Below are 22,934 nucleotides of genomic sequence, written 5' to 3' on the forward strand. Positions count from 1 at the left end.
AGGCGGACCCCGCGCATGACCGTACGACCCAACCCTTCCGCCCTGATCTGGCTGCTGCTGTCCGCGCTGGTGATCGGCCTGGACCAGTGGAGCAAGGCCTGGGTGCTGTCCAGCCTGCCCGAGTTCACCGCGGTGCCGGTGATCCCCGGCTTCTGGAACTGGTACCGTACCTACAACACCGGCGCCGCGTTCAGCTTCCTGAGCCAGGCCGGTGGTTGGCAGCTGTGGTTCTTCACCGCGCTGGCGATGGGCATCAGCGGCCTGCTGGCCTGGTGGCTGGCGCGCACCCCGCGCGGCGACTGGCGCAGCGCGCTGCCGTACGCCCTGGTCATCGGCGGCGCGATCGGCAACGTGATCGACCGGCTGCTGCATGGCCACGTGGTCGATTTCATCCAGTGGTACGTGGGCGACCACTACTGGCCCTCGTTCAACATCGCCGACTCGGCGATCGTCGCCGGCGCCGTGGGCATCGCCCTGTTTGGCGTGTTCGACGGCAAGTCGAAGCGAAAAGCGGGATAATGCGATGCCAACCTCCCTGTTGAAGCGCCCGGCCCTCCATGGCCGGACTGTCTAATTTATGGACGTCCTGCTCGCCAATCCCGGCGGTTTCTGCGCCGGCGTCGACCGCGCGATCGAGATCGTCAAGCGCGCCATCGAGACCCTGGGCGCGCCGATCTACGTGCGCCACGAGGTGGTGCACAACCGCTTCGTGGTCGACGATCTGAAGCAGCGCGGCGCGATCTTCGTCGAAGAACTGGACGAAGTGCCCGACGGCAACACGGTCATCTTCAGCGCCCACGGCGTGTCCCAGGCGGTGCGCCAGGAGGCCGAGCGGCGCGGGCTGAAGGTGTTCGACGCGACCTGCCCGCTGGTCACCAAGGTCCATTTCGAAGTGGCCCGGCACTGCCGCGCCGGCCGCGACGTGGTGCTGATCGGCCATGCCGGCCACCCCGAGGTGGAGGGCACGATGGGCCAGTGGAACCGCGAGCGCGGCGCCGGGCGCATCTACCTGGTCGAGGACATCGAGCAGGTCGCCACGCTGGAGATCCAGCAGCCGGAGAACCTGGCCTACACCACCCAGACCACGCTGTCGGTGGACGACACCCGCGGCATCATCGAGGCGCTGCGCGCGCGCTACCCGGCGATGCAGGGGCCGAAGAACGACGACATCTGCTACGCCACCCAGAACCGCCAGGACGCGGTGCGCGACTTGGCCAGGCAGTGCGACCTGGTGCTGGTGGTCGGCTCGCCGAACAGCTCCAATTCCAACCGGCTCAGCGAGTTGGCGCGGCGCGATGGGGTGGAGTCCTACCTGATCGACGGCGCCGACGAGATCGACCCGGCCTGGGTCGCCGGCAAGCGCCGCATCGGCCTGACCGCCGGCGCCTCGGCGCCGCAGGTGCTGGTGGACGGGGTCATCGCGCGGCTGCGCGAACTGGGCGCCGACGGCGTCGGCGAACTGGCCGGCGAACCGGAGTCGATGGTGTTCGCCCTGCCCAAGGAACTGCGCCTGCGCCTGATCAATTGACCGGCGGCCGGCACCCCCCTAGAATTCGCGGTTCAGCCGGAATAGCTCAGTTGGTAGAGCGGCGCATTCGTAATGCGTAGGTCGTAGGTTCGATTCCTATTTCCGGCACCATAAATCAATGGCTTGCGGAGCCGGCCCAGTGCCGGCTCTTTCATAACTGCCAGTAACTGCAAGTCATCAGCTGTGGCCGTTGCGGGAACTAGTCTCACGTCCCGCAACCAGCGCTGCGCATGATCCGTTAAAGTCAGGCTTGGAGTAGAACCATTGTGGGGGTGGCTCGGGCTAGCGCTCGCGTAGCGGTGCTACGGAATAGCTCGCTGTCGGTCATCGGCACTAAGCGTAACGGGGGCGTGTCCACGTCGATGCATATCACTGCGCGCAAAGAACAATTCAACCGGGCCTTTGTCGGCGCATTGGCGGCGCAAGCGGGGATCAATTCCTCCGTGCCGACCGTTGACAATGACAGCATCGACATCACGTTCATTGGCAAGGACTTTCGTGGCCTGATACGTGATCCGCAGATTAGCTTTCAGCTGAAGTGTACGCACCAGGATTTAAGGGTGGGTGACAACATCAACTTCTCGCTCAGTCGAAAGAACTATGACGACCTGCGAGAAGTCAGGCTAAGCATCCCGCGCTATTTAGCCGTTATGGAAGTTCCAGGCAACTGCGATGACTGGTCGCAGCACGTCACGGAGGGGATGCTCCTTCGGACACACTGCTATTGGGTATCGTTGAAGGGCCTTCCGGAAGTTGACCAGCAATCGATCACTGTCAGTGTCCCGTTGACGCAGCTGTTGACTAGTGCTTCGCTCGCCAACCTTCTTTCGCTTGCAAGCAAACGGAGGGATGCATAATGAGCATTGTGCTCCACCAATTGCGTGACTATCTCTTGGCGCAACGTTGGTCTTTAGTCGGCGCTCCTGATGCCTTTGTTGAAATTTGGAGGTGTGGTGATGCGAGCGGCAGCGAAATTTTGTTGCCAACCGAACAGGCTGTCGACAAAGAATTTCTGCTGCTAGAGGTGCTAAAAAAGCTCGCTGTTCTTAGTGGAGTAAATGTCGGCGAGCTGTCGCAAGAGATTCGTGAGAGTACGTATAATATTATATCAATCCGCGTCGCTCATCCTGACGTTCAGGATGGAAGCATTCCGTTGGAGGATGGAATCGCACTCAATGCAAATGCCAAAGAGCTGATTTCCGCAGCGGCAAATGCTGCGATAGAAATGCGGTCGCTTTATCAGGGGCGGCCGCCCGCACTGGTGTCTGCGCTACTTCAAAATGCGCGTCTCGGCCAGACGACTCACGGCAGTTACGTGATTCACGTCTTTTGTAAAGATACATTGCAGAACGAGCCGTCGATGGATTTCGCGCGTGTTGCAACCCGAACGTTGGAGTCTGCACTATTTGGCCTCAAAGAGGCTCTGGATGCCTACCAGGTGACTCGGAATCCTATTTCCTTCGAATCGGCATTGACGTGCGGAGCAAGCGCGAATCTTTGCGAAGCTATCGCCCGATTCTCTGGAAAAGATCGCGCACGGACAGTTGAGATTACTTTAAATACGAGTGCGGTCGATCAGTTGGCCCCTTCGCCGCGTACAATCGTTGAGTTTCCTCCATCGCATCAGCCATATTTGCGGATTGCTGCTGATTACTATCGTCAGACCTACACGCTATCGAACGAAACTATCATCGGAATTGTTGAGCGGTTAGATAGGCGGGCAGAGCAAGATGCTGGTCTAATTCGTGTCGCCACGACGCTATCGAATGGAGTGCAGCGCAGTGTCAGTGTTCAGTTGGCGGCGAGTGAATATCCTGATGCAATCCACGCGCATGAGAACAAGCAATTGGTGCAGGTTAGTGGTAGCGTGATCGTAACACCCCGAGCTGCCAGCATGGTGGAGCCAACTGGTTTTAGAATTTTTGGCAACTTTGATCTATTCGGTGGCGCGTAAAAGGACGGCCCGGTACCACCCCCTTGGCGAGCTGTCGGGTGTAGTAGCGTTGGTGCGCGATGGGGCCACGCAACGAACTCTTTCGTTTGTGCCAAGTCTTCTCTGCTTTGAAGTTCGTCTAGTCATGTAATTCTCGCATCATCGTTTCGAATTTCTTTTCTAGCCTCAGCAACTGAGCCGCAGGGCCAGCAAGGCTTCAGAAGAGAGTTGAGATAGACACCAGGTCCGCGCCTCGTCGCGCTGTTCGTCGTCGGCCGAGGCCAGTTCGCGCTCGGCGTAGCTGGCCATGCGGCGCGGGCTGAATACGATGCGCAGCAGGGTCTGCGGCAGCAGGATCAGCCAGATCAGCGCTTCGTAGACGAAGTCCTCGAAGGACTTGAGAATCTTCAGGAAGTCCATCGCGCGCTCCTGTCGTTCGCTTGCCCGCTCGGCCACGCCGATACGCAGGATGGCCTCGGCGCCGCTTGCGCAGGGGTTCGAGGCGGGAGGCTAGCAGACCCGCGATCCGCGCCTGCGTGAAGTCCGTCCCGCCTGCGCCGGCGGCTGGACCCGCGTCAGGCGCTCGCCCCGGGCCGGAGCCGACCGGTCATGGCGCAGGGGCGGTGGCCGGCAGCGAGCAGGCGCTCTGCGCGCTGCCCTGCTTGCGACGCCACTGCCACGTCGGCACGGTCTCGCCGCGCGGCTTGTACGAGACCGTCAACGGCTTGCCGTCGCGCTGCAACTGCAGGGTGAGGATGCCGTCCTGCTCGCCCTGCAGTTGATCCTGGCCGACCGGGCGGGTGATCTCGTCGCCGTTGCGCACGCCGGCCTTAGCGGCGGCCGAGTCGGGGATCAGGTCGCGGACGATGCGCGGGGATTCGGTCAGCACCGCGGGGGCGAAGCCGAGCTCGTAGCGGCGCATCGGTTGCGAGACGCGTTCGAAGCAGGGGCCGAAGGCGTCGCTGGCCGGCAGCGGCGCGGCGCCGTCGAGCATGGCGTGCAGTTGGCCGACCGCGGCCTCGCCCAGGGCGTCGCGCAGCACCGCTTCCCAGTCGGCGATGCCGAGCCGCTTGTTGCGTTGCTGCCGGTGCAACATGTCCAGCATCAGGTCGTCCAGCGACTTGCGGCCGCCGCTGGCCTTGCGCACGGCGTCGTCCACGCTGACGAAGTACAGGAAGCCGCGGTCGTAGGGCAGGGTGCGGATGCGGGTGTCCTGCCAGAACTTCGCGGGCACGTCGCGGTTGGGCGCGTTGCCGAGCAGGTTGGTGTAGTAGCGCGCGGCGCTGAAGTTGAGATCCTTCAGGAACGCGTCGGCATCGATCATGCCGTAGCGGAACGGCAGGCGCGCCTGGTAGAACATCGCCATGCCTTCGTTGAACCACGCGTCGGCCAGCGTTTGGCCGTCGTACTGCGAGCTCATGTGCGGCTGGAAGGTATGGAACATCTCGTGGGCGAGGGTCAGTTGCAACTGTTGCGGGTCGTTGCCGCGCTCGTCGTCGTAGGTGACGACGAAGGAGTTGTACATGCCCATGCCGCCGCCGGGGTTGACCCGGTTGCGGCGCAGGAACACACCGTACGGCGTGGCCGGCACGGCGAAGAAGGCCTGGTAGTGCTGGCGCAGTTGCTGGGTCCAGGCCAGCAGTTTGGCCGCGTCGAACGGGGTGCTGCCCTGCCAGGCGGAGAAGAAGCCGGTGGCGTCGGGCGCCTGCGGATACAGGCCGATCTTCCCGGCCATGAAGTAGCTGCTGTCCAGCGTTTCCATGTCCACGTCGCGGGCGTTGCGGTCCTGCAGGCTGCTCACGGCATGCGCGCCTGTACCCAGTGCGGACAAGTCCCACTGCAAGGCGATGTCGTGCTGGCCGCTTGGCGGATGCAACAGAAAGGTGGCGCCGGCGCCGGAGAAGGCGCCTTCCTCGCTGCGCAGTTCGATCGGCGGCGCGGCGCCGCGCGCGGCCAGGGCTTCGGTCATCGCCGCGCGGTAGGAAAAGCGCAGGATGCCGGCGACCTCGCGCTCGGCGTACCACTGGCGCTGCCGGGCCGGGCCTTCGCCCTGGTCGCGGTAGCGCAGCTGCACGGCGCCGCGATCGTCGCGCGCGGCCAGCTCGCCGACGCTGGCGGCGACGGTGGGCACGTTGCTGGTCACGTGCGGCATCGCCAGCAGGACGGCGCCGGCCGGCGTGGTCGGCAGCGGGATCGCTTCGTCCACCAGCAGTGCCTCGATCCGGCTCTCGCCGGCGCTGGCCTGCGCGTGGATGGCGAGCGCGTACGGCGCATCGGTCGCGGCCAGGGCCGGGGGCGCGGCCGCGGCGAGGGCCAGGAACAGGCAGCGGTGGCGGGGCATCTTCATCGGCAGGGGGCGCGGCAGGTGGGGATCAGGGCGAACAGCGGGCGGCCAGCGCCGGATCGACGGCGAAGCGCCAGGCGTCCACGCGTGCGCTGCGCGGCAGGTAGTCCACCTGCAAGGGTTTGCCGTCGCGCTCCAGCTTCAGCTGCATGCGAGCATGCTCGTCGGCCATGACCTGCTCGAGCGGAGTGTAGGCGACGATGCGGTCGTTCTCCTGCACGCCGGCACGGGCGGCGGCGGAATCGGGCAGCAGGTTCTTGACCACGCCCATGCGCATGCGATCGAAGCCGAGTTCGAACGGCCGATGCGGCGCCGGTACGACGCGGTAGCAGCCGAACGCCGGGGCGGCCGGCACGATCGGCTTGCCGGCGACCATCGCGTCGAACGCGGCGCCGGCGTCGGCGCCGAGTTCGCGCACCACCATCGCACGCCATTCGGGCACGCCGATGGTCTCGCCGGCGCGTTGGCGCTTGAGCACTTCCAGCACCAGGTCGTCCACCGAATGCGCTTGCCGGCCGTGCTGGCGCAGTTGCGCATCCACGCTCACCAGGTACATGAAGCCGCGGCCGTACGGCACGCGCTGGGCGCGCGCGTCCTTCCAGAAACGTTCGCCGGCGGCGCGGTTGTCGAGCGCGCCGAACGGGTTGTCGTAGTAGCCGTCGGCACGGTGGTTGATCACCTGCAGGAAGGCGTCCTTGGCGTATACGCCGGCGCGCAGCGACAGCAGCAGCGAATAGAACTCGGCGGTGCCTTCGGTGACCCACCTGTACCCGCCCTGCAGGCACAGGTGGGTCACCCGCGCGGCGTAGCGCGGGCCGGCGGCGCGGGTGGTTTCCACCGAGCTTTCGCAGGGCCAGCCGTCGTAGCGGCCGCGCAGGGTCAGCACGCACAACTGCGGGTCCTGGTCCATCGCCTTGCGCAGCCGGTGGTAGTGCGCCGCGGCGGTGAACTGCGGCAGGTCCAACGCGTCTTCCGGGTATGCCGCCGGCGGCGTGCCCAGGTCGAGGTTGTAGGACACCAGCACCACGCCGCGCACCGGCATGCCGCGGTGCTCCAGTACCTCGGCGACCAGCATCGCGCGGGTCACGCCATCGCTTTCGCCGGCCAGGTACAGCGGGCGGTCCCAGGCGTCGTGGCGGGTCAGGTAGACCCGGATCGCCTCGGCGACCACTTCCGCATCGCCATGCGCGGTGTACAGCGTGGGCAGGTCCCTGGCCTGCGCTGCGCGGCGTAGCCGGTGCCCACCGCATCGACGAACACCAGGTCGCTGGCGCCCAGCCAGCTGTCGGCGTTGTCGACCAGCGGCCGTTCGCTTTGCGCCGGCGTCCAGTCCGGCAGGCGCGCGGCGGCGTCCAGGCGCGCGGGCCGACGCCCATGTGCAACTGCGCGGAATTCGAGCCGGGGCCGCCGTTCCACAGGAAGGTGAGCGGCCGCGTCGCGCCGGCGCCGGCCTGGACGCTGTAGCCGACGAAGAACACCGACGCCAGCAGTCGGCCGGTCGCGTCCTCGTGGATCGGCAGCAGGCCGCAGGCCGGCCTCGGCCCTGTAGCGCAGCGTGCCGTGGCCGTCGACGGCCACGCGGCCGGCCGAGCGCAGCTGCACGTCGGCATGCACCGGCACCGCCGCGGCCGCGAACGGGCGCAGCCAGGCGTTGGCGCGACAGCACGATCTGGCGGACGGCATGGACAGCACGGTGTTTCCCCTGGCGAAGCGTGGCTGGACGCCCGATGCATGGGCGGCGGCGACCCCCTGGCCGCGATCCGATGTTGATTAAACAGTTTGTTGATATATAAAAATAATTTGTATGTCAAGGCCGCGTCGCGATCTTCGTATCCGCCTGCGTGCCGGCACGCTGCCGTCTCGACGCCTGCCGGCGCAGACGGCAAGATGGCCGGTGCGCATTCGCCGGGCATTCCTCAGGACGGAACGATTCGATGGCAACAGCGAAAAAGAGCGCGGCGCCGGCCGCCAGGCGCAAGCGCGGCCAGGCGGCGCCGGCGCAGGGACTGGGGGCGGGCGTGCAGGTGCGCGACCTGTTCGCGCTGCTCGAGCCGGTGGTGACCCTGCTCGGCGGGGTGGTCGGCGAGAACATCGAAGTGGTGCTGCACGACCTGTCCGCGCCCGGGTCCTCGGTGCGGGCGATCGCCAACGGCCATGTGTCCGGGCGCAACCTCGGCGACCCGATCCTCAGCGGTCCGCGCGAGGACGCCGGCTTCAGCGAGCTCTACCGCGACGTGGCCGGCACCGGCACGATCAGCTGGTCGATCGTCGACGCGTACCAGACCACCAATGCTGCCGGCCGCCAGCTGCGCTCGGCCACGCTGCTGTTCCGCGACGGCGTCGGCCTGCCGGTGGCCGCGCTGTGCCTCAATGCCGACATGACCGTGTTCGAGATGGCGCATGGCTGGCTGGAACAGATGCTGCATCGCAAGCCCAAGCCGCCGCGCAGCCAGGCGCCCGCCGCCGGGGTCGGCCTGGAGGCGATGATGCAGGAGATCATCGACGACGCGGTCCAGCGCTTCATGAAGCCGCCGGCGCTGATGAACAAGGAAGAGAAGATGTACGCGGTGGAGGCGATGATGCACCGCGGCCTGTTCCTGATCCGCAACAGCGTGGAGCAGGTGGCGGCGGCGCTCGGGGTCAGCCGCTTCACCATCTACAACTACATCGAGCAGATCAAGCAGAAGAAGGCCGCGTCGCGACAGTAGCCCGGGCCTCTGCCGGGCCAGCCGCCGCCGCCCGGTCGAACGCCTGTCAGGCGGCCTGTGGCGGGAACGACGCTGCCTCGATGAGGATCTGTGTGGTTCTCGCCCGATCTCAGATTGCGCCGAGACCGTCGTGCCCGGCGCGTGCGGCCGGCCGGTTGCGGCCGTCCGTCGCAGGCGGGTGCGGCAATGTGTCGCACACAAAAACACGCCTGCGCGCATGCTCGGTCTTGTCGATGGCTTTCGCAGTTGCCGCACGGCAGCATAAAATGCGTCGTCGATCGCGCATGCCGGCCGGATGCCGCAGGAAACGCGGAAAGGCCGCTCTGCGCCGCTCCCGTTTCGCCTACCGCGCGGTCCGCATCCCCTACGCAATTGGATCGTTCGATGATTCCGTTGAAACAACTCCGGCGCTCGCTGCGCTCCGGCCTGTTGCTGCTGACCGCCTTGTCGCTGGCCGGTTGCAACGCGGCCATCCTCAACCCCAAGGGACAGATCGGCCACGACGAGAAGACGTTGCTGATCACCTCGGTGGTGCTGATGCTGCTGGTGGTGATCCCGGTTATCGTGATGACCCTGGCCTTCGCCTGGCGCTACCGCGCCTCCAACACCAAGGCCCGCTACGAGCCGAACTGGTCCCATTCCACCGCGATCGAGGTGGTGGTGTGGTCGATCCCGTGCATGATCATCCTGGTGCTGGCGGTGCTGACCTGGCGCTCCTCGCATGCGCTGGACCCGTACAAGCCGCTGGACTCGAAGGTCAAGCCGATCACCATCGAAGCGGTGGCGCTGGACTGGAAGTGGATGTTCATCTATCCGGAGCAGGGAATCGCCACGGTCAACGAGATCGCGTTCCCGGTGGATACGCCGCTGAACTTCAAGATCACCTCCGACACGGTGATGAATTCGTTCTTCATTCCGCATCTGGGCACGCAGATCTACGCGATGGCCGGCATGGAGACCAAGCTGCACCTGATCGCCAACGAGCCGGGCGAGCTGTTCGGGCTGTCGGCCAACTACAGCGGCCACGGCTTCTCGAAGATGGGCTTCGCCGCGCACGCCACCGACCGCGCCGGCTTCGATGCCTGGGTGGCCAAGGTCAAGGCCGCGCCGAAGGCGCTGGACCAGGCCGAGTTCCAGATCCTGGCGGCCAACCGCAACGACAAGGCGCAGTACCCGGTGACCTACTACGCGTCGGTGCAGGACGGCCTGTTCAAGTCGCTGATCGACAAATACATGATGGGCAAGGGCCACAAGATGCAAGGCCACGACGACCCTCCGGCATCGGCTGCTGAGCCGGTCGCCATGTGCACTTCTGGAGACAAGTGATGCTAGGCAAACTCACGCTCGAGGCGGTTCCGTACCACGAGCCGATCATCATGGCCGCCCTCGGCGGCGCCGGCCTGCTCGGCCTGCTGGTCGTGGCGGCGATCACCAAGTACAAGCAGTGGGGCTACCTGTGGCGCGAGTGGCTGACCTCGGTCGACCACAAGCGCATCGGCGTCATGTACATCGTGGTGGCGCTGGTCATGCTGCTGCGCGGCTTCGCCGACGCGGCGATGATGCGCACCCAGCAGGCGATGGCGCACGGCGGCAACGAAGGCATCTTCCCGCCGCACCACTACGACCAGATCTTCACCGCGCACGGCGTGATCATGATCTTCTTCATGGCCATGCCGTTCATGACCGGCCTGCTGAACCTGATCGTGCCGCTGCAGATCGGCGCGCGCGACGTGGCCTTCCCGTTCCTGAACTCGCTGAGCTTCTGGCTGTTCGTGGCCGGCGCGGCGCTGGTCAACATCTCGCTGGGCGTGGGCGAGTTCGCCCAGACCGGCTGGCTGGCGTATCCGCCGCTGTCGGGGCTGGAATACAGTCCGGGCGTCGGCGTGGACTACTACATCTGGGCCTTGCAGATCTCCGGCCTGGGCACCTTGCTGACCGGCATCAACTTCTTCGTGACCATCATGCGCATGCGCACGCCGGGCATGACCCTGATGCGCATGCCGATCTTCACCTGGACCGCGCTGATCACCAACATCCTGATCATCGCCGCGTTCCCGATCCTGACCGTGGCGCTGGCGCTGCTGGGCGCCGACCGCTACCTGGGCACGCACTTCTTCACCAACGACGGCGGCGGCAACGCCATGATGTACGTCAACCTGATCTGGATCTGGGGCCATCCGGAGGTCTACATCCTGATCCTGCCGGCGTTCGGCATCTTCTCCGAGCTGATCGCCACCTTCAGCCGCAAGCGCCTGTTCGGCTACACCTCGATGGTCTACGCCACCTCGTGCATCGGCGTGCTGTCGTTCATCGTGTGGCTGCACCACTTCTTCACCATGGGCTCGGGCGCCAACGTCAACGCCTTCTTCGGCATCACCACGATGATCATCTCCATCCCCACCGGGGTGAAGATCTTCAACTGGCTGTTCACCATGTTCCGCGGCCGCGTGCGCATGACCGCGCCGGTGCTGTGGACGATCGGCTTCATGATCACCTTCACCATCGGCGGCATGACCGGGGTGATGCTGGCGATCCCGGCGGTGGACTTCGTGCTGCACAACAGCCTGTTCCTGATCGCGCACTTCCACAACGTGATCATCGGCGGCGTGGTGTTCGGCTACCTGGCCGGCCTGACCTACTGGTTCCCGAAGGCGTTCGGCTTCAAGCTCAACGAGACGCTGGGCAAGGCGTCCTTCTGGTGCTGGATCGTCGGCTTCTTCATCGCCTTCATGCCGCTGTACGTGCTCGGCTTCATGGGCATGACCCGGCGCATGAACAGCTACAACCACCCGGAATGGGCGCCGTGGCTGATGGTGGCCGCGGCCGGCGCGGCGATCATCGGCATCGGCATCTTCCTGAACCTGGTGCAGATCGGCTACAGCCTGTGGAAGCGCAAGGACAACCTGGACCTGACCGGCGACCCGTGGGACGGCCGCACGCTGGAATGGGCCACGTCCTCGCCGCCGCCGTTCTACAACTTCGCCGTGCTGCCGCACATCGACGACCGCGACCAGTTCTGGGAAGACAAGCTCAAGGGCAAGGGCTGGACGCGCCCGGCCAAGTACGAACCGATCCACATGCCGCGCAACACCGCGGCCGGGGTCTGGATCGGCGCCTTCAGCGTGGTGCTGGGTTTCGGCTTGATCTGGCACATCTGGTGGATGGCGATCATCGGCCTGGTCGGCATGATCGGCAGCTTCATCGCGCGCACGTTCGACGACGACGTCGATTACTGGGTCCCGGCGGAGGAAGTGGAACGCATCGAGAATGGGCGTTTCGCCCTGCTGGAGCAGCAACAGGCGGCGCATGCCGCAAAGGCGGTCTGAACCATGTCCTCGACGACGCTCGACAACCATCACGCCGCCCACGCCGACGGCCGCGACGACCACGCGCACCCCGACAGCGGCGGCAACACCGTGTTCGGGTTCTGGGTCTACCTGATGAGCGACTGCCTCATCTTCGCCGGCCTGTTCGCGACCTATGCGGTGCTGGCCGGCGCGACGGTGGACGGCCCCACCGCCAAGGAACTGTTCGACCTCAAGTTCGTGCTGGTGGAAACCTTCCTGCTGCTGTTCAGCAGCCTGAGCTTCGGCCTGGCGATGATCTCCGCGCACAAGCGCAGCCTGGGCGGCCTGTACGGCTGGCTGGCGGTCACCGCGGCGCTGGGCCTGGGCTTCCTGGGCATGGAAATCTACGAGTTCCACCACCTGATCCACGAAGGCGCCGGTCCCGGCCGCAGTGCGTTCCTGTCCGCGTTCTTCACCCTGGTCGGCACCCACGGCCTGCACGTGGCCTCGGGCCTGCTGTGGATGGCGGTGCTGGCGATTCAGATCGCCAGGAACGGCCTGACCCCGCGCAACACCACCCGCCTGGCGTGCCTGAGCCTGTTCTGGCACTTCCTGGACGTGATCTGGATCGGCGTGTTCACCATCGTCTACCTGCTGGGAGCGCTGTAATGGCCAACCACCACTCCTCCGACGCACACGCCGAGCCCTCGCACGGCGGCGGCCTGAAGTCCTACCTGATCGGCTTCGCGATGGCGGTGATCCTCACCGTGATCCCGTTCGGCATGGTCATGAGCGGCGCCTTCCCGAAGGGCGTGACCGTCATCGTCATCGCGGTGCTGGCCGCGGTGCAGATGCTGGTGCACCTGATCTACTTCCTGCACATGGACCGCTCCGCCGAGCAGCGCTCCAACGTGCACGTGGGCCTGTTCTCGCTGCTGATCATCGGCATCGTGGTGGTTGGCTCGCTGTGGGTCATGCACAACCTCAACGTCAACATGATGCATTGAGCGGGCACCTCCGCCGTGCAGACCACGGGCCGCCAGGCGACTGGCGGCCCGTGGCGTTTTGGCGAGCCGCGCGCGACGCCGGCGGCCGCCGGGCGTGACCCGACGTCAGGCCGGGCAGGGCGCGTCGGCGAGTTCGCACAATGGCAGCCAGATCAGCACGCCGTCGTCGTCGCGGATCAGCAGGCCCAGTCGCCCGTGCTGTTGCAGGGGCTGGGCGTAGACCGGCGCGGGTGCGGCGCGCGCCGGTACCGTGGCGGAGACGGCCAGGGCCGCGGCCAGCAGCGTCTGCGGCCGCGCCGCGCGCAGCGTGGCGACCAGGCCGGCCGGGTCGCCGTGCAGCACGGCGTGGCGGCACAGCGCCAGCAGACAGGCGTCGTCCTCGCGCGGCGCGCGGGCGCTCGGCCCGGGCGCGTCGGGCAGCGCCGCGCGCACGCGCTGCAGTAAACGGCGCAGGTGCTGGCGCGAGGTGCTTTCGCTGCGTGCCGACAGCACCGCCAGTTCGGCATGGCTGAAGTCGAACACTTCCGCCAGCAGCAACATCGCCACGTCGCCCGCAGGCAGGGTGCGCACCAGGTGGAGTAACGCCTGCGCGACCGCTTCGGCACGCGCGGCCTGCTGTGCCGGCCCTTCCGCGTCGCCGGTCGGCGTTTGCGCGTCTTCCTGCGCGGCACGCTCCAACAACGCACGGTAGCGTCCGCGGCGGCGCAGGCGGTCGATGCACAGGTGGCGCAGCACCGTCGTCAACCAGGCGTCGCGGCCCGCGGCCGTGGACGGCAGCGGACCCTGCGCGGTGCGCAGATAGGCGTCCTGCACCAGGTCTTCGGCGTCCTGGGCATGGCCGAGCCAGCGCTGCGCCAGGGCCACCAACTGCCGGCGCCGTCCATCGCCGTCGGCCAGGGGGTGGGAGTGGGTCGCGGATGTCACGTCGCAGCCCCGTCGTTCGTTGGGAAGGAAACCCCACCATACATGGAGAAATGCCGATGATGTTTTCCGACGATCCGCACCCCGCTGCGGCGGCCGCCCCGCAGGCGGCCGCCGCGTTCCTGGAGGAGAAGGCGTTCCGCGCGCGGACGCTGCTGCTGTTCGGCACCATCACCGATGCCAGCGCCTGCCAGACGGTACGCCATCTGCTGGCGCTGGACGCGGAGTCCAGCGCGCCGATCGACATGATCGTGTCCTCGCCCGGTGGCCATCTCGAATCCGGCGACGCCATCCACGACGCGCTGCGTTTCATCTGCGCGCCGGTCAACATGATCGGCTCGGGCTGGGTCGGCAGCGCCGCGACGCACGCGTTCCTGGGCGCGCCGCGCGAACGGCGGGTGTGCCTGCCGCAGACGCGGTTCTTGATCCATCAACCCAGCGGCGGTGCCGGCGGGCCGGCCAGCGACATCGCGATCCAGGCCAGCGAGATCATCAAGGCGCGCGAGCGCATCGCCCGGGTCATCGCCCGCGAGACCGGCCAGCCGCTGCACAAGGTGCAGGCCGACATCGAGCGCGACTGCTGGATGTCGGCGGAGGAGTCGGTCGAGTACGGGCTGGTGTCGCGCATCGTCGAACACCGCACCCAGTTGGGCGGACGTTGAGTCGAGGGCGTGCGCAATGGCATGGTGTTGCGCACGCGCCGGTGGGCGCGCAGGCGGCGATTGCGACGGGCATGACCAATGGCATAGCGCCTCGGCGGTCGGCGGGCATAGGATTGTGGGCCGCCCGTCCGCCGCCCCCACTGGAGACCCCATGACCAAGTCCACCGCCTGGATGGCGGCGCTGCTGCTGGCCGCCACCGCCGCCTTCCAGGCCGCGGCGCAGACTGCGTCGCCGCAGGACGTGCCGTTCGCCGGCACGCTGAAGATCGATGTCGACGCCACCGACCTGACGCACCGCATCTTCCGCGTGCGCACCACCATCCCGGCCGCGCCGGGTCCGCTGACCCTGCTGTATCCGCAGTGGATCCCCGGCAATCACTCGCCGACCGGGCCGATCGACAAGCTGGCCGGGCTGGTGGTCAAGGCCAACGGTCAGGTGCTGCCGTGGAAGCGTGACCAGTTAGACGTGTACGCGTTCAAGGTCGAGGTGCCGCAGGGCGCCAGCGAGGTCGTCGCCGAGTTCCAGTTCCTGTCCTCGCAGGGCGACGGCCAGGGCCGGGTGATGATGACCCCGGAAATGCTCAACCTGCAGTGGAACACCACCGCGTTGTACCCGGCCGGCTACTACGCGCGCAACATCAAGGCCCAGGCCAGCGTGACCCTGCCGCCGGGCTGGAGCTACGCCACCGCGCTGGAGACCGCCGCGCGGGTCGGCGACACCGTGACGTTCAAGCCGATCGACTTCGAGGACCTGGTCGATTCGCCGATGTTCGCCGGCAAGTACTACAAGCGCGTCGCGCTGGACGCCGGCGGCAAGGCGCCGGTGTACCTGAACGTGTTCGCCGACGAGGCCAAGTCGCTGGACGCCAAGCCCGAGCAGATCAAGGCGCACGCCGCGCTGGTGCAGCAGACGGACAAGCTCTACGGCGCGCGCCATTTCGACCGCTACGAGTTCCTGCTGGCGCTGACCGAGAAGCTCGGCGGCATCGGCCTGGAGCACCACCGCTCCAGCGAGAACAGCGGCCCGCTCAACTACTTCACCGAGTGGGACAAGAGCTGGGACCGGCGCGACCTGCTCCCGCACGAGTTCAACCATTCCTGGAACGGCAAGTACCGCCGCGGCGCGGACCTGGCCACGCCGAACTTCAACGTGCCGATGGGCGACAGCCTGCTGTGGCTGTACGAGGGCCAGACCCAGTTCTGGGGCGAAGTGCTGGCCGCGCGCTCGGGCCTGTGGACGCAGAACCAGGCGCGCGACGCGCTCGCCGACGTCGCCGCGACCTACCAGCGCGGCCGCCCGGGCCTGGTCTGGCGGACGTTGCAGGACACCACCAACGACCCGACCATGTCGATGCGCCGGCCCAAGGCCTATCGCAGCTACCAGATGAGCGAGGACTACTATGCCGGCGGGCAGATGCTGTGGCTGGAGGCCGATGCCAAGCTGCGCGAACTGAGCGGCGGCAAGCGCTCGATCGACGACTTCGCCAAGGCCTTCTTCGGCATGCACGACGGCGCCTGGGACGTGAACCCGTATACCTTCGAGGACATCGTCGCCACGCTCGACGGCATCGCCAAGTACGACTGGGCGAGGTTCCTGCGCAGCCGCCTCGACGGCCATGGCCCGTTGGTCGGCGGCATCGAGGCCAGCGGCTGGAAGCTGGTCTACACCGACCAGCCGAACGAGGCGGTCAAGGCCTACGAGGCGACCAAGAAGGGCATCGGCCTGACCTATTCGCTGGGCCTGAGCCTGGACGACAAGGGCGCGGTGCAGGACGTGCTGTGGGACGGCCCGGCGTTCGACGCCGGCATCATCGCCGGCAACGGCATCGTCGCGGTCAACGGCCGCGAGTACAGCGCCGACACGATCAAGGACGCGATCACCGCGGCCAAGGGCGGCAGCGCGCCGATCGAACTGCTGGTCAAGCGCGGCAACCGCTACGACACGCTGCGCATCGCTTACCACGGCGGCCTGCAGTATCCGCACCTGGAGCGCATCGCCGGCACGCCGGACCGGTTGAGCGCGCTGTACAAGGCGCGCTGAGCCGGGGAGGGTGTGACGCCATCGCCATCGGCTCCATGCGGTTGCATCGCGCCGAGTCGGCGCCGGAGCGCGCGACGGCAGAGATCGATTCGGCTGCTTGCAGTCGGAGGAGCTGCTCCTACAGGCGGAGAGCAGGCTTGTCTGCACGCCGGTGCTGGGGAACAGCGCCATGGGCGGCATCGGACCGGCCTCTCCCTGCGCCTGTCGCGGACCTTGAGACCGCCAGCCACTATGCTGGCGCATTCTGTCAGCGGGCAAGAGCGAGATGGCGAAGGCGAAGACGGCCTATGTCTGCGGCGAGTGCGGCGCCGAATACACCAAGTGGCAGGGCCAGTGCGCCGAGTGCGGGGCGTGGAATTCGCTGAGCGAGATCGTGCTGGAAAGTGCAGCGGCCAAGGCGCCGGCCGCTGCGCGGCGCGGCGGCTGGGCCGGCAAGGCCGAGACGCCGAAGATCACCGCGCTCAAGGACGTGGAGCATCGCGACCAGGCGCGCGTGTCCACCGGCATCGGCGAGTTCGACCGGGTGCTCGGCGGCGGCCTGGTCGAAGGCGCGGTGGTGCTGATCGGCGGCGACCCCGGCATCGGCAAGTCGACGCTGTTGCTGCAGGCGCTGGCGAAGATGGCCGGCACGCTGCCGGTGCTGTACGTGACCGGCGAGGAATCGCTGGCCCAGGTCGCCGGCCGCGCGGTGCGCCTGGACCTGCCGCTGGAGGGCCTCGACGCGCTGGCCGAGACCGGCATCGAGCAGATCCTGCAGCATGCCAGCACCGCGCGCCCCAGGCTGATCGTGGCCGATTCGGTGCAGACCCTGTGGACCGAATCGCTGACCGCCGCGCCCGGTTCGGTCAGCCAGGTGCGCGAGAGCGCGGCGCGGCTGGTGCGCTACGCCAAGGAGACCGGCACCGCGGTGTTCCTGGTCGGCCACGTGACCAAGGAAGGCGGCATCGCCGGGCCGCGCGTGCTCGAGCACATGGTCGATGCGGTGCTGTATTTCGAAGGCGAGAGCGGCAGCCGCTTCCGCCTGCTGCGCGCGTTCAAGAACCGCTTCGGCGCGGTCAACGAGCTGGGCGTGTTCGCGATGGGCGAAAAAGGGCTGAAGGAAGTCTCCAACCCGTCGGCGATCTTCCTGTCCGGCAGCAGCGCGCACCAGCCCGGCAGCTGCGTGATGGTCACGCGCGAGGGCACGCGGCCGCTGATGGTGGAAGTGCAGGCGCTGGTCGATGCCTCGCCGCTGTCCAATCCGCGGCGGGTGGCGGTGGGCCTGGAGCAGAACCGGCTGGCGATGCTGCTGGCGGTGCTGCACCGGCACGGCGGCATCGTGGTCGGCGACCAGGACGTGTTCGTCAACGTGGTCGGCGGCATCCGCGTGCAGGAGACCGCGGCCGACCTGCCGGTGCTGCTGGCGGTGCTGTCCTCGCTGCGCGACCGGCCGTTGGCGGCGAAGACCATCGCCTTCGGCGAGGTCGGCCTGTCCGGCGAGATCCGCCCGGTGCCCAACGGCGAGGACCGGCTGCGCGAAGCGGCCACGCACGGCTTCAAGCGCGCCATCGTGCCCAAGGCCAATGCACCGAAGACCGCTGTGGTCAAGGGCATGGACGTGATCGCGGTGGAGCGGTTGGCGCAGGCGCTGGAAGCGGCGAGCGAGTAGCGCCGGCGCAGCGGCCGTGGCGGCGCGCGCTGGCGGCGGCTTCTCCTGTGTTGCCGGTGGCGACCGCGGTGCCGATGCCGGTAGCGGGGTGCGGGTGGCTGGATGTCCGCTGGACAGGCTCCCGGGCAGGCCGGCGACCTTGTAGGTGAGGACCTCGGCATGCCGAGGTCCGATCGCGCGTGCGCGGCACAGGCACAGGCCAGGCTCACTCCGATGCCGAAGCGCGCGAGGGTGCGTCGATGCTGGATCGTCAATCGCCTCTTGCGGTGGTGGGAAACCGCGGCTGGCGCGATGGCCAGGCAAACGGCGCGGGATGCGCCGATGCAGCCGCCATGGCGCCGGCCGGCGGCCGTGCGCAGGGCGTCATTCGCCCAGGAACGGTGGGTCGATCGCCGCGTCGATCAGCGCGGCCAGCGTCGGCAGCGGACAGTCGTAGCCCGGCGTGGCGCTGCTGCAGCCGGGAATGAACACCGGCGCGGACGGCGGCGGCGCCTGCGGCGTCAGCGCATGCCGTTGCCGCAGTTGCGCCAGGCTCTGCGCGGTGTAGCGCAGGCGGATCACGCGTTGCCCATCGGTGCGGCGCCAGCGTTCGAACACCAGCGCGCCGCCGGCCACGGTCTGGTCGGGCTGGTAGCCGGGCAATTGCCAGTGCAGATCGAGCATGCCGGCCAGCAGGGTCAGCGTGCCGTCGTGTCCGGACAGCACCACCAGTCGCGCGTCGTCGCCGATCGCTGCGGCATGCGCTGCGCTGTCGCTGCCTTGCAGCAGCGTCGCCAGCACGCGCGCGGCCAATGGCGAACCGGCCATGCGCGCCACCGCCGGCGCGCGCAGGCGCAGCGCGAACTCGGCCTGGTGCGGGGCGAACGCGCGCAGCAGGCTGGCCTCGTCCAGGCCATGCCAGCCGAGCGCCGCGAAGTCCTGCCCGTCGGCCCAGCCCATCAGCAGGCTTTCGCTGATGCCGGAGGCGGCCGCTGCCGGACCTTCGACGCCGGGAATCCCGTCCTCGGCATCGCCCATCCGCGCGGCGACCGCATCCAGGCGCTGCTTGCCGGTACCGGCCTGCGGTGGACATGGCCGCTGCGCACACTGCAACAGCAGTTGCTGCAGCGTGTCGATCGCATCGCGCTGCGCCGCGTTCCAGGCGGCGGCGTCGCCGCCGATGCGGCCGGCGATGGCCGCGCGCATCAGCGCGCGGGCGGCGGGCGTGCGCAATGCCGGCGCGCCGTCGAACAGCGGATCCGATGCGCCGTCGGCGACGTGGTGCACCACGTTCTCGCAACCAGGCGTCAGCGTGCTGGCCAGCGCGCGCGCCGAGGCGATGGTGCGCTGGGTGCGGTTGGCCCAGTAGTAGGCGCTGGCGCAGGCGTCGCCGGCGAACAGCCCCTGCGGCGCATAGAGCGCGCGGTAATAGGCGCCGAACAATTGCTCCAGGCGCGCACCGTGCTCGGTCAGGTGTCCGGCCGGCACGCCGAAGCGCGGCCATGGGCGTGCCGAGTAGCGGCCCAGCTGTTCCGGGCTGGACATCGCCGAGCGCACGCCGTGGCGCTTGAGGATCAGCACTTTTTCCAGGGTCTCCGGCGTCGCGGTCGCGGCCTGCGCGGCGGCGAACGGCAGCAACAGGGCCAGGGCGAGCAGCGCGGCGGCGGTGAGGCGGGGCATCGAGGGCATCGGCATGGTCCGGAAGAGGCGGTACGGGAGCGCAAGGCGTGACGTGGCGCAGGCCGTGGCAACGGCCGAGCGGGCATTGCGCGGACAGCGCCGCGCAGGACGCTGTCGCCATTGCGCGCGGCGCCGCACGGCGGCGGCGACCGCGGCAGCGCAGCTCAGAAGCGCGCGCGCAGGCCGACCGACCAGGTGCGGCCGTAGTCGGTGTAGCCGCCGAACAGGTGGTCGCCGACGTACTGGCGCTGCACCTCGCCGGTGAGGTTGATCGCGTTGACGAACACCGACAGGGTGTCGTCGACCTTGTAGGCCACGTTCGCGTCCAGGCTGCCGAACGTGTCGCTGTTGAGCGTGGCGACGTTGGCGGTGCCGACCGCGTTGAGGATGTCGTCGCTCCAGCTGTGGCTGACCCGCGCCATCAGCGGTCCCTTCTCGTAGAACAGCACTGCGTTGTAGGTGTTCCTGGCCACGCCTTCCAGGCGGTCGGTAAAGGTGCGGGTGCCGTCGCGGTAGCCGGCCTCGCTGTCGGTCCAGGTGTAGTTGAGCTGCATGCCGAGTCCGTCCAGCGGCCCCGGCAGGCCGGCGAACACCTGCTGGTAGGCCACTTCGGCGCCCTTGACCTTGGCCTCGCTGCCGTTGGTCTTGGACGACAGCAGATAGGTCTGGCCCTGGTAGACCAGGTTGGACATCTGGGTCTGGATGAAGCTGGAGATGTCCTTGTAGAACACGCCGCCGGTCAGCGCCGAGGTGCCGTCGATGTACCACTCGAAGGTCAGGTCGTACTGCCACGCCTCGAACGGCTTGAGCCCGGGATTGCCGCCGCTGGCGGTGAGGATCTCGCCGCTGGAGTTGAAGGTGAGCTTGGACGACAGGTCGGTGAGGTCGGGGCGGGTGATGACCTTGGCCGCGGAGCCGCGCAGCACCACGTCCTCGCGCACGTCCCAGGCGGCGTTGAACGACGGCAGCACGTTGTTGTAGCTGCGCTCGAAATGCACCGGCTGCGCGGTGCCGTTGACGTCGGCGTGGCCGTCGGTGGTCTGTTCGGTGCGCACCAGGCGCACGCCGAGATTGCCGCGCAGCTCGCGGCCGGCCAGTTCGCTGCCGAAATCGGCCATGGCGTAGGCCGAGCCGATCTTCTCCTTCACTTCATAGGAGTTCTGCAGGTCGGCGCTGTTGGGCGTGTCGACCAGGTCCGCGGCGGTCGGCCAGTTGCCCCAGAAGGTGGATTCGACCGGCGCCAGCCACTGCCGCGGCAGGGTGCCGTTGGCGTCGGCGAGCATGTCGTCCACCGGCAGCGCGGTGAAGTTGCCGGCCGGGAAGCGCACGCCGGCGATGCTGTTGAGCAGCAGGTCGGCGCGGTCGTAGCTGCGCGAACGCTGCCGGTACTTGGCGCCGACCTTGAGGTCGCGGAAGAAGTCGCCGTCGAGCGCGCGCTTGGCGTCGAACTGCAGCGCGTCCTCCTTGTCGCGCGCATCGATCTCGCGCCATTCCAGGCGGCGCCCGGCCACGGTGGCCGGGTTGTTCGGATCGAAGCCGTTGCTGAAGCTCCAGTCGGGCACGCTGTCGCCGTCGGCCTGCGGCATCTCCACGCGCATCGACAGGTTGGTGCCGCTGCGCAGGCGGGTGCGCCGGATCGGGTCCGAATCGTAGCTGTGCGCCTGCGAGTGGAACGCCACCGCGCCCAGGGTCCAGCGATCGCCGCTCCAGGTGCTGGACAGGCGCGCACTGCGGTTGTCGTCGGTGATGCCGGAGGTCTCGCGCGAGATCTGCACCTGGCCGTTGCGGTAGTCGAAGCCGGTGATGCCGCCGTGCTCGACGCGAATGTTGCTCAGCTTGGCCAGGCTGTCGAAGCCCACGCCCATGCTGTATTCGTCGTAGTGCACGGTCTGCTTGGCGTAGAGCAGGTCCAGGTTGGTCTCCCACGCCGCGCTCGGTTTCCACTGCAGCGAGGCGGCCACGCCGGTGCGCTCGCGTTGCTCCAGTTCCAGCGTCGGGCGCAGTCCGGTCGGTGCGTAATAGGCGCCGGGCGCGCCCGGCACGCCGTTGGGGTAGTAGTCCCAGCTCACTTCGTTGACCCGGTCCTGGCGCAGGCTGCGCTGCGCGTAGGCGCCGGAGATCAGCATGCCGAAGCTGCCGTCGGCGTTGACCCAGTTGAACAGGCCGGACACGCGCGGGTCGTTGGCATGGGTGCGTTGCGCCTGGCTCGATTCCAGCGACAGGTTGGTCAGGGTCTTGCCCAGTTCCAGCGGGCGGAAGGTGCGCACGTTGACGATGCCGCCGATCGCGCCTTCGTCCAGGTCGGCGGTGGGGCTCTTGATCACGTCCAGGCCGGACACCAGTTCGGCCGGCAGCGTGTCGTAGCGGAACTGGCGGCCGGTCTGCCCGGAGGTGCGCACGTTCTCGTTGACCGCCATGGTCTGGCCGTTGAGCGTGGTCACCTGGAAGTTCGGGCCCAGGCCGCGCACGCGCACGTACACGCCCTCGCCGCGATCGCGCACGATCGACACGCCGGGCACGCGCTGCAGCGCTTCGGCCACGTTCTGCGCCGGCAGCTTGCCGATGTCCTCGGCGGCGATCACCTCGACCACGCTGTCGGCATAGCGCTTCTCGCGCAACGCGGCGCTGAGGCTGCCGGCATAGCTGCCCAGCACCTGGATGCTGTCCAGTTCCTTCACCGGTGCGTCGGCCGCAGGCATTGCGCTCGGTGTTGCGGCGGAGGTGGCGGCCGGGATCGCCTGCGCCGCGTCGCTGGCCGCGCTCGCGGCCTCGATCGTCACCGTGGTCGGGTTGAGGTAGCGGTAGCGCAGGCCGGTGCCGTCGAGCAATTGCTGCAGGGCCTGTTCCGGCGCCGCGCCGGCGCGGGCGCCGCGGGTCTGCGGATTGCCGGCCACGCTCGCCGCGTAGACGAATTGCAGTCCGGTCTGCCGCGACAAGGTGTTGAGCGCGCGTGCGAGCGGTTGCGCGGGAATCGCATCGACCACGACGGGCGTGGTCTGGGCGGCGGCGGCGCCGGCATGCAGGGCGAGGGCGATGGAGAGGAACAGGGTACGGCGCATCGTCGTTGTCCAGTGGGAGCGGAGGGGCTGCGCAGCGCCGCCGCGAACGGCGCCATGCTGCGTTGTGCCTGGACTACGAGGATCGACAGCGACGATCGGGCACCGCTTTTCGATGAATCTTCTGTGACACGTGCGGC

The 22,934-nt window shown here is 67.8% G+C and carries 19 protein-coding genes and 1 tRNA gene; 13 read left to right on the forward strand and 7 right to left on the reverse strand.

Translation table 11 applies throughout. The annotated features are described in order from the left end of the window. Window positions 1–15: 15 nt before the first annotated feature. From lspA to G4Q83_RS01165, 5 genes are all read left to right on the forward strand, one after another. Window positions 16–519: a signal peptidase II gene (lspA, locus tag G4Q83_RS01145; RefSeq protein ID WP_128419288.1), complete on the forward strand. Its 504-nt coding sequence runs from the start codon at window positions 16–18 to the stop codon at window positions 517–519. Between the two features lie 58 nt (window positions 520–577). Beyond that, window positions 578–1,528 (forward strand): 4-hydroxy-3-methylbut-2-enyl diphosphate reductase, encoded by a 951-nt coding sequence (ispH, locus tag G4Q83_RS01150; RefSeq protein WP_128419289.1) that lies wholly within the window; start codon window positions 578–580, stop codon window positions 1,526–1,528. 35 nt (window positions 1,529–1,563) lie between these two features. Beyond that, window positions 1,564–1,639, forward strand: a tRNA-Thr gene (locus G4Q83_RS01155). A 251-nt stretch (window positions 1,640–1,890) separates the two neighbouring features. Continuing rightward, on the forward strand, window positions 1,891–2,385 hold the full coding sequence (locus G4Q83_RS01160) for a DUF4365 domain-containing protein (RefSeq protein WP_128419333.1): 495 nt from the start codon (window positions 1,891–1,893) through the stop codon (window positions 2,383–2,385). Further along, complete coding sequence (locus G4Q83_RS01165) at window positions 2,385–3,482, forward strand: hypothetical protein (RefSeq protein ID WP_128419290.1); 1,098 nt, start codon at window positions 2,385–2,387, stop codon at window positions 3,480–3,482. The genes G4Q83_RS01160 and G4Q83_RS01165 overlap by 1 nt, the downstream gene beginning before the upstream one ends. Before the next feature lie 165 nt (window positions 3,483–3,647). Here the strand turns inward: G4Q83_RS01165 and G4Q83_RS01170 are convergent, their stop codons facing one another. The 4 genes from G4Q83_RS01170 to G4Q83_RS01185 form a co-directional block, all read right to left on the reverse strand. After that, entirely contained in the window at window positions 3,648–3,881 is a 234-nt protein-coding gene (locus G4Q83_RS01170) for a hypothetical protein (protein ID WP_128419291.1), read from the reverse strand. A gap of 187 nt (window positions 3,882–4,068) precedes the next feature. Next, window positions 4,069–5,808: a M61 family metallopeptidase gene (locus tag G4Q83_RS01175; protein ID WP_128419292.1), complete on the reverse strand. Its 1,740-nt coding sequence runs from the start codon at window positions 5,806–5,808 to the stop codon at window positions 4,069–4,071. A 25-nt stretch (window positions 5,809–5,833) separates the two neighbouring features. Next, complete coding sequence (locus G4Q83_RS01180; protein ID WP_128419293.1) at window positions 5,834–6,976, reverse strand: hypothetical protein; 1,143 nt, start codon at window positions 6,974–6,976, stop codon at window positions 5,834–5,836. Next, window positions 6,946–7,488: a hypothetical protein gene (locus G4Q83_RS01185; RefSeq protein ID WP_146095425.1), complete on the reverse strand. Its 543-nt coding sequence runs from the start codon at window positions 7,486–7,488 to the stop codon at window positions 6,946–6,948. The genes G4Q83_RS01180 and G4Q83_RS01185 overlap by 31 nt, the downstream gene beginning before the upstream one ends. A gap of 251 nt (window positions 7,489–7,739) precedes the next feature. Here G4Q83_RS01185 and G4Q83_RS01190 point away from each other — a divergent pair, with 251 nt between their 5' ends. The 5 genes from G4Q83_RS01190 (at window position 7,740) to cyoD (ending at window position 12,807) form a co-directional block, all read left to right on the forward strand. Continuing rightward, on the forward strand, window positions 7,740–8,513 hold the full coding sequence (locus G4Q83_RS01190; protein ID WP_128419295.1) for a helix-turn-helix transcriptional regulator: 774 nt from the start codon (window positions 7,740–7,742) through the stop codon (window positions 8,511–8,513). Between the two features lie 384 nt (window positions 8,514–8,897). After that, a complete protein-coding gene (gene cyoA, locus G4Q83_RS01195; RefSeq protein ID WP_128419296.1) occupies window positions 8,898–9,839 on the forward strand; it encodes a ubiquinol oxidase subunit II in 942 nt (313 codons plus the stop codon). Further along, window positions 9,839–11,839 carry a cytochrome o ubiquinol oxidase subunit I gene (gene cyoB, locus G4Q83_RS01200; protein ID WP_128419297.1) on the forward strand — a complete coding sequence of 667 codons (2,001 nt, stop codon included), beginning with the start codon at window positions 9,839–9,841 and terminating at the stop codon, window positions 11,837–11,839. Before cyoA ends, cyoB begins: the two co-directional genes overlap by 1 nt. Before the next feature lie 3 nt (window positions 11,840–11,842). Continuing rightward, window positions 11,843–12,469, forward strand: coding sequence for a cytochrome o ubiquinol oxidase subunit III (gene cyoC, locus G4Q83_RS01205; protein WP_128419298.1), 627 nt, complete (start codon window positions 11,843–11,845; stop codon window positions 12,467–12,469). Further along, window positions 12,469–12,807: a cytochrome o ubiquinol oxidase subunit IV gene (cyoD, locus tag G4Q83_RS01210; RefSeq protein WP_128419299.1), complete on the forward strand. Its 339-nt coding sequence runs from the start codon at window positions 12,469–12,471 to the stop codon at window positions 12,805–12,807. The genes cyoC and cyoD overlap by 1 nt, the downstream gene beginning before the upstream one ends. 105 nt (window positions 12,808–12,912) lie before the next feature. On the opposite strand, the gene G4Q83_RS01215 is transcribed toward cyoD, so the two are convergent. Then, window positions 12,913–13,731 (reverse strand): RNA polymerase sigma factor, encoded by an 819-nt coding sequence (locus G4Q83_RS01215; RefSeq protein ID WP_128419300.1) that lies wholly within the window; start codon window positions 13,729–13,731, stop codon window positions 12,913–12,915. A gap of 56 nt (window positions 13,732–13,787) precedes the next feature. Between G4Q83_RS01215 and G4Q83_RS01220 the strand changes: the two genes are divergently transcribed. From G4Q83_RS01220 to radA, 3 genes are all read left to right on the forward strand, one after another. Beyond that, window positions 13,788–14,390 carry an ATP-dependent Clp protease proteolytic subunit gene (locus G4Q83_RS01220; protein ID WP_128419301.1) on the forward strand — a complete coding sequence of 201 codons (603 nt, stop codon included), beginning with the start codon at window positions 13,788–13,790 and terminating at the stop codon, window positions 14,388–14,390. Window positions 14,391–14,541: 151 nt separating this feature from the next. After that, the gene (locus G4Q83_RS01225; protein ID WP_158254972.1) at window positions 14,542–16,431 is read left to right on the forward strand and encodes a M61 family metallopeptidase; all 1,890 of its coding nucleotides are present in this window, start codon (window positions 14,542–14,544) and stop codon (window positions 16,429–16,431) included. A gap of 265 nt (window positions 16,432–16,696) precedes the next feature. Continuing rightward, complete coding sequence (gene radA, locus G4Q83_RS01230; protein WP_128419302.1) at window positions 16,697–18,079, forward strand: DNA repair protein RadA; 1,383 nt, start codon at window positions 16,697–16,699, stop codon at window positions 18,077–18,079. 363 nt (window positions 18,080–18,442) lie between these two features. Here radA and G4Q83_RS01235 read toward each other — a convergent pair whose 3' ends face one another. Next, entirely contained in the window at window positions 18,443–19,747 is a 1,305-nt protein-coding gene (locus G4Q83_RS01235) for a histidine-type phosphatase (protein ID WP_128419303.1), read from the reverse strand. 155 nt (window positions 19,748–19,902) lie between these two features. Continuing rightward, window positions 19,903–22,797: a TonB-dependent receptor gene (locus G4Q83_RS01240; RefSeq protein WP_128419304.1), complete on the reverse strand. Its 2,895-nt coding sequence runs from the start codon at window positions 22,795–22,797 to the stop codon at window positions 19,903–19,905. Between the last annotated feature and the right edge of the window lie 137 nt (window positions 22,798–22,934).

Source organism: Xanthomonas theicola (assembly GCF_014236795.1).
Classification (GTDB): domain Bacteria; phylum Pseudomonadota; class Gammaproteobacteria; order Xanthomonadales; family Xanthomonadaceae; genus Xanthomonas_A; species Xanthomonas_A theicola.